General features: G+C 71.1%; 7 protein-coding genes. 6 read left to right on the top strand and 1 reads right to left on the bottom strand.

What is annotated here, in order from left to right; translation table 11 throughout:
* Positions 1 to 1538: hypothetical protein (locus D7X55_RS45560; RefSeq protein WP_158626461.1), on the top strand; the 1538-nt coding region annotated here is incomplete at its 5' end.
* A gap of 9 nt (positions 1539 to 1547) precedes the next feature.
* A complete protein-coding gene (locus tag D7X55_RS32980) occupies positions 1548 to 2327 on the top strand; it encodes a hypothetical protein (protein WP_147442947.1) in 780 nt (259 codons plus the stop codon).
* A gap of 12 nt (positions 2328 to 2339) precedes the next feature.
* Here the strand turns inward: D7X55_RS32980 and radA are convergent, their stop codons facing one another.
* Complete coding sequence (radA, locus tag D7X55_RS32975; RefSeq protein ID WP_120552244.1) at positions 2340 to 3701, bottom strand: DNA repair protein RadA; 1362 nt, start codon at positions 3699 to 3701, stop codon at positions 2340 to 2342.
* Between the two features lie 185 nt (positions 3702 to 3886).
* Between radA and D7X55_RS32970 the strand changes: the two genes are divergently transcribed.
* The 4 genes from D7X55_RS32970 to bioD form a co-directional block, all read left to right on the top strand.
* Positions 3887 to 4156: a GlsB/YeaQ/YmgE family stress response membrane protein gene (locus D7X55_RS32970; RefSeq protein WP_120528245.1), complete on the top strand. Its 270-nt coding sequence runs from the start codon at positions 3887 to 3889 to the stop codon at positions 4154 to 4156.
* A 172-nt stretch (positions 4157 to 4328) separates the two neighbouring features.
* The gene (gene bioB, locus D7X55_RS32965) at positions 4329 to 5354 is read left to right on the top strand and encodes a biotin synthase BioB (protein ID WP_120552245.1); all 1026 of its coding nucleotides are present in this window, start codon (positions 4329 to 4331) and stop codon (positions 5352 to 5354) included.
* Positions 5351 to 6520, top strand: a complete 1170-nt coding sequence (gene bioF, locus D7X55_RS32960; RefSeq protein ID WP_120552246.1) for an 8-amino-7-oxononanoate synthase — start codon at positions 5351 to 5353, stop codon at positions 6518 to 6520. The genes bioB and bioF overlap by 4 nt, the downstream gene beginning before the upstream one ends.
* Positions 6510 to 6849 (top strand): ATP-dependent dethiobiotin synthetase BioD (bioD, locus tag D7X55_RS32955; RefSeq protein ID WP_147470300.1); only part of this gene is annotated, 340 nt, incomplete at its 3' end. The genes bioF and bioD, both read left to right, overlap by 11 nt.

Raw genomic sequence — 6849 nt, 5'->3', positions numbered from 1 at the left:
GCACGGTGGGGGGAGTGGAATTGGGGCGCTACCTCGCGTTCATCCGCGAGAAGAAGGCCGCCCTGAAGCAGCCCGCCGTGACGGAGACGGAGCGTCAGGTGGGCCACGCCGCGCTCAATGACCTGATGCTGTGGGCGTCCGCGCGGACGGAGGAGGAGCTCGCGAAGGACGCGCCGCTGGAGGTGTACCTGCGGCTGAAGGCCAAGCACGCGCAGGCCCTGCTCGAGGACGGCAGGCGCTCCGCGCGGGCGGAGGCGAAGCTGGAGGAGTTCCACCGCTGGGCGGAGGCGCGCCGTCAGGTGCTGGCGGACGCGCACTTCCGGCGGCTCGGGAGCGACGGGCTGCTCACGGAGAGCGCGCTCTACGAGGAGACGCAGCTGGCGTTGCTCGACGCGGTGCTGGACTGGGCCTACGCGCACACGGAGGACCCGGACTTCCCGCGCAAGAGCCCCAGCGAGGTGGCGGTCTACCTGCTGGCGCGCGACAGCCTCCTGGCGTCGGCGGTGGAGGCGGGCCGCTTCGCGCCTCCGGCCTGGGACCCGGCCCGTGAGCCTCCGGCCATTCCGCCGGAGGAGGTGGTGCTGGAGATTGCCCTGGGGCTGCTGCCCGTCACCGGTGAGGTGGGGGACATCAGTGGCGTGGTGCTGGGGCGGAGCCTCCTGGGATACCCGCTGACGGACGGCGAGCGGCTGCTCTGCGTGGTGAGCGTGGCGCTGCCGGTGGTGTCGGGGCGGCTGCTGTCGGAAGGAGCGCAGGGCGCGGAGCGTGTCGCGCTGCTCACGGGCCGGAGCTTGCGCGAGGTGCAGGTGTTGCAGCGGGTGGTGCAGCACCTGTCGCCGCAGGAGGCGCAGGAGCTGCGTCGGGTGCTGCGCGCGGCGGGACGGGGTGAGGCGGTGTCCGCGGAGGACGTGGAGCGGCTGCGGGCGCTGGCGAAGCGGCTGGAGGCGCCGCTCGCGGAAGCGGGGCGGGTGCTGGCCCGGGGCAAGCGCGTGGCGCTGGTGGGCTCACGGGCGACGGCGGAGGGAGCGCGGCTGGTGCCGGGCAGCGCGGAGCACCTGGCGCAGGCGTGGGTGGACTATCAGTTCCGTCACCCGGGCAAGTATCCGCGCTTCAGCTACGCCGTGGATCCGGAGTGGGAGCGGCTCTACCGGACGGTCATCCAGAACAAGGGCGCGGGCAGTGCGTTCGAACAGTCCGTGCTCCAGAGCCGGAAGCTGCCGAAGAACACGGACCTCCTGCTGCCGCCGCCGGGCAGCAAGGCACAGGGGTTCGTCCCGGATGCCGTGACGGGACACAAGGGGGACCTGGTCTGGGGCAGTCCCTACGACTTCGTTGAGGTGAAGGGCCGTGCGGAATTGGCGCTCACCGGGAACCTCAAGGCCATGATTCAGTACGTTCAGAAGTACGGTGGCTCCATCGAACTCTGGATCCGTTCCGCTAAACATCCCGAGGGGGCGACGCGGCTGACCGGGCCCCTGACCGAGGAACTGAACGACCTTGTCAAGGAAGGTCAGGCAGCCGTCAGGCCCTTCCCGTAAGAGCGCTTCATGGCCATTCGATACCTGAGCACCGATTTCGCGCTGCCTCCCGGGGTTCCACCCACGAGCGTCGTTCGCGAACTGGTCCAGCGGTTCTTTTCGGGGGGCCGCTGGTTCCAACCCGTGCGCTGCGGGGGCGTCGGCGTGGATACGCAGTTCGAGCCCGGTGCTTTTGACCTGGATGTGCTCGCGGCCCACTACGATGAGTCCAGTCGCTTCTTCATCGGGGCGAAGACGGATCGGGACTTCCTCCATTTCGCCCCCGAGCGCCGCGGGAAGTATCCCTTCGTCGGCTCCTTCAGCTGGATGACTTCCGTCACGGAGGCCCGGAAGGTGGGGTGGCGCGAAGCCCACCTGCGCCAGGTCGTCGAAATCATGCAGCTGCTGGGCTCCCCCCTCGCCCAGTCCGGGCTTGGTGACGACTTCGAGCGCAAGAACTGGCGCCTGGTGCCCAACGAGGACGGCTTCGGTTCCACGCGCGTCTTCAACGTGCGCGACTACAGCGAGGGCCTCTCCGGCCTCTACTGGCGCAACGTCTTCGGCGCCCCCTTCGTGGACCTCTTCGGACCGCGCCTGGACGCCATCCCCGCGCCCCAGCGCCAGTCCCTCGACGGCGGGCTCGTCCTCGTCCAGCCCTACGAACTCCCCACCCAGGCCATGACGCCGGAGGGCGACGCCGCGGAAGGACAGCTCATCGCCACCCTGGGCCGCGACGCCTTCTTCGACCTGCCCACCCTCACGAAGCCCACGCGCGTGCCGGACGTGTCCTGGATGCTGCACAAGCACTGACGGCACCGGACGTCAGTCGAACATCGCCGCCAGCGCCTCGCTCAGGGTCTCCACGCCCACCACCTCGAGCTTCGTCGCCTCCACCCGCCGCGCGCTGCCCGCCGGCAGCACCACCCGCTGGAAGCCCATCTTCGCGGCCTCCGCGAGCCTCGGCTCCACCTGGCCCACCGCGCGCACCTCGCCCGCGAGCCCCACCTCTCCCAGCACCAGCGTCTTCGCGTCCAACGGCCGGTTCTGCAGGCTGCTCACCAGCGCCGCGCACACCGCCAGGTCGCACGCCGGTTCGCTCAACTGCATGCCGCCCGCCACGTTGACGAACAGGTCGCAGCCCACCAGCGGAATCTCCTCCTTCTTCTCCAGCACCGCCGCCAGCAGCGCCACGCGGTTGCCGTCCACGCCAATCGCCGTGCGCCGCGCCGTGCCGTAGCCCGTGGGCGCCACCAGCGCCTGCACCTCCACCAAGAGCGGCCGCGTGCCGTTGAGCGTGCTCGTCACCACGCTGCCGGACTTGCCCTGGGGCCGCTCGGAGAGGAACAGCGCGGACGGGTCCGCCACCTCCACCAGCCCCGCGCCCTTCATCTCGAAGACGCCAATCTCGTTGGTGCTGCCGAAGCGGTTCTTGTGCGCGCGCAACAGGCGGAACGGGTGGCCGCGCTCGCCCTCGAAGTAGAGGACCGTGTCCACCATGTGCTCCAGCACGCGCGGGCCCGCGATGGAGCCCTCCTTCGTCACGTGCCCCACCAGGAACGTGGGCACCCCGCTGCGCTTGGCGAACGCCATCAGCCGGCCCGCCACCTCGCGCACCTGGGTGATGCTGCCCGGCGCGTTGCCCAGCTCCGGCAGGTACATGGTCTGGATGGAGTCCACCACCAGCGCCTGGGGCTTGAGCGCCTCCGCCGCCTGGAGCACCCGGTCCGCGTCCGTCTCCGCGAACAGGTGGATGGCGTCCCCCTCCACCCGCAGCCGCTCCGCGCGCATCTTCGTCTGCCGCAGGCTCTCTTCACCCGACACGTAGAGCACCGGCCCGTGCCGCGACAGCTTGTCCAGCGCCGCCAACAGCAGCGTGGACTTGCCGATGCCCGGGTCTCCGCCCAGCAGCACCAGCGAGCCGCCCACCACGCCGCCGCCCAGGACCCGGTCGAACTCCGTGATGCCCGTGCGCCGGCGCACCTCCGTCTCCGCCGTCACGTCCTGCAGCTTCACCGGCTTGGAGGCGCCCCCGGACGCGCCCCACGCCGGGCGCTTGTCGTCCACCTTCGCTTCGGTCTCCTCCAGGAGCGAGCTCCAGGCCCCGCAGTCCGGACACTTCCCGAGCCACTTCGCCGTCTGGTAGCCGCAGGCCTGACAGGTGTAGTGCGTCTTCGCCTTCGCCATGGGTTGGAGTGTCTACCCCAGACCCCTGACGTTTCGTCGCCCATGCGCATGCGCGCGCCATGCCAGGGGAGCAGGCAGGCAGGCTGTCGTGGATCAGGTAGCGAGTTGCCCTACAGGGAGGGGCAACCCAGTTTCTGGTCCACGGGCGACGCGAAACAGCGCGCCCCCCACACAGGGAGAGTGCCATGGGGATTATCGCGTTTCTGGTGATTGGTCTGGTCGCGGGTCTGATCGCTCGTGCCATCATGCCGGGCAACCAGTCGATGGGGCTCATCGCCACCACGCTGCTGGGCATCGCCGGTTCGTTCGTGGGCGGTTTCGTCGGTTCGCTGTTCTCGCGTGACGGCCGGATGTTCGACCTGCACCCCACGGGCCTGCTGTTCTCCGTCCTGGGCGCGCTGGTCGTGCTGTTCCTCGTGGGGCTCGCCGGCCGCGGCCGTCGCGTCCACGTCTAGTCAGGCAGGGCTCCTCGACCGATGAGGCGGGAGACAGCCAGGGGCGTCCGTGTCATGCACGGACGTCCCTTCTGTCTTTGCGGGCACTCGTCAACCCTGTTTCCCAAGGGCGTTGACAATGGCCTTCGGGCCACGCACCGTCGGCCTCCTGACGCCTCCCCCAGGAGCCCGCATGTCCGACACCTCCGAGTCCTTCCACGGCCACGCCCACCACGCCGCCCCCGCCCCGGAAGGGGTGACGGTGCGTCATGACTGGTCGCTCGCGGAGGTGAAGGCGCTGTACCAGTTGCCGCTCCTGGACCTGGTGCACAAGGCGCAGACGGTGCACCGGCAGGTGTTCGTGGAGAACAAGGTGCAGCTCTGTTCGCTGCTCTCCATCAAGACGGGCGGGTGTCCGGAGGACTGCGCGTACTGCCCGCAGGCAGCGCGCTACAAGACGGGCGTGAAGGCGGAGAAGCTGATGGCGGTGCCGGACGTGCTGGCCGCCGCGTCGCAGGCCCGTCAGGCCGGGGCCACCCGCTTCTGCATGGGCGCCGCGTGGCGTGAGGTGAAGGACGGCCCGCAGTTCGACAGCGTGCTGGAGATGGTCAAGGGCGTGCGGGCCCTGGGGATGGAGGCGTGCGCCACGCTGGGCATGCTCACCGACAGCCAGGCGAAGCGCCTGCGCGAGGCGGGCCTGTCCGCGTACAACCACAACCTGGACACGTCCCCGGAGCACTATGGAGACATCATCTCCACCCGCACCTATGACGACCGGCTGAAGACGCTCAACCGGGTGCGCGACGCGGGCATCTCCGTGTGCTGCGGCGGCATCATCGGCATGGGCGAGTCCGTGGACGACCGCTGCAACCTGCTGCGCACGCTGGCCAACCAGGAGGTGCACCCGGAGTCGGTGCCCATCAACGCGCTCGTGCCCGTGGAGGGGACGCCCCTGGCGGAGCAGCACCGCGTGGAGACGGTGGACATGGTGCGCACCATCGCCACCGCGCGCCTGCTCATGCCCCAGGCCATGGTGCGCCTGTCCGCGGGCCGCATGCAGATGAACGAAGAGGCGCAGCTGCTCTGCATGATGGCGGGCGCCAACTCGCTCTTCTTCGGGGAGAAGCTGCTCACCACCGGCAACCCCGAGTACACCCAGGACATGGCGCTCTTGGAGAAGGCGGGCATCCGCCCCCTGGAGCCCCGGCAGGACCGGTGAGGCCCGCCACGCAGTGGGCGCGCGAGGACCTGGAGGCCCTGTCTGCGAAGGGCCTCCGCCGCGTGCTGGAGCCGCTCGATTCACCCCAGGGCGCGGAGGTGCGCGTGGGGGACGAGCGGCTGGTGAACTTCTCCTCCAATGACTACCTGGGGCTCGCGGCGTCGCCCGCCGTGCGCGCCGCCGCCGCGTCCGCGCTGGAGCGCTACGGCGTGGGCACCGGCGCCAGCCGCCTGGTGGTGGGGGACATGGTGCCGCACCAATTGCTGGAGGCGCGCCTTGCCCGCTTCGAGCGCGCGGAGGCGGTGCGCCTCTTCAACTCCGGCTACGCGGCCAACACCGGCATCCTGCCCGCGCTGGTGGGCCCCGGTGACGCGGTGTTCTCCGACGCCCTCAACCACGCCTCGCTGGTGGATGGCTGCCGGCTGTCCCGCGCGCGCGTCGTCGTCTACCCGCACGCGGACGTGGCCGCGCTCACCCGCGCGCTGGAGCAGACGCCCGCGCGGCGCAAGCTGGTCGTCACCGACAGCGTCTTCTCCATGGACGGGGACGTGGCCCCGCTGCGCGAGCTGGTGGCCGCGTGCGAGGCCCACGGCGCCGCCCTGATGGTGGACGAGGCGCACGCCACCGGCGTCCTGGGCGCGCGTGGCGCGGGGCTGTGCGAGGCGCTGGGCGTGGAGGACCGGGTGGACCTGCGCATGGGCACGCTGAGCAAGGCGCTGGGCGGGCTGGGCGCGTACGTGGCCACGTCGCGCGCGGTGGCGGACCTGCTGGTGAGCCGCGCCCGGCCGTTCGTCTATTCCACCGCGCTGCCCGCCGCCCTGTGCGCCGCCGCCGAGTGCGCCGTGGACCTGGTGGAGCACGACCCGGCGCCGCGCGAGCGGCTGTGGGGCCACATCCACCGCTTCACGGACGGGCTGCGCGCGCTGGGACTGCCAGCGGAGCCCCGGAGCGCCATCTTCCCGGTCATCCTGGGCGAGCCCTCGCGCGCGCTGGACGCGGCGAGGCGCCTTCGCGAGGCGGGCCTGCTGGTGAAGGCCATCCGCCCGCCCACCGTGCCGGACGGCACCAGCCGGCTCCGCTTCTGTCTCTCCGCGGCCCATACGACGGGCCACATCGACCTGGCGCTGGAGGCCCTGCGCCGGGTGGGAGTCTCCCGTGGCCCCTGAGCCGTTGCGCTTCTTCGTCACCGGCACGGACACCGGCGTGGGCAAGACGCAGGTGTCGTGCGCGCTGTTGTCGCTCCTGAAGGACGCGGGACACGCGCCCCAGGGCTTCAAGCCCTACGAGAGCGGCTGTGCCTCCCTGAAGGCCCCGGCGGACGCGCTGGCCATGCGCGAGGCCGCGGGCAGCTCGCTGCCGGTGGACGCCGTGTGTCCCCACCGCTTCAAGGCGCCGCTGGCCCCGGGCATCGCGGCGTCGCGGCTGGGGAGGGAGCCGGACTTCCGCGTGACGCTGGAGGCGTGGAAGCGGCTGAAGGGCGGTTCGGTGGTGGTGG

This window comes from Corallococcus sp. AB049A, assembly GCF_003668885.1.
GTDB lineage: Bacteria > Myxococcota > Myxococcia > Myxococcales > Myxococcaceae > Corallococcus > Corallococcus interemptor.
The sequence above is the reverse complement of the archived record's forward strand: the minus strand, read 5'-3'. Positions and strand labels throughout refer to the sequence as shown.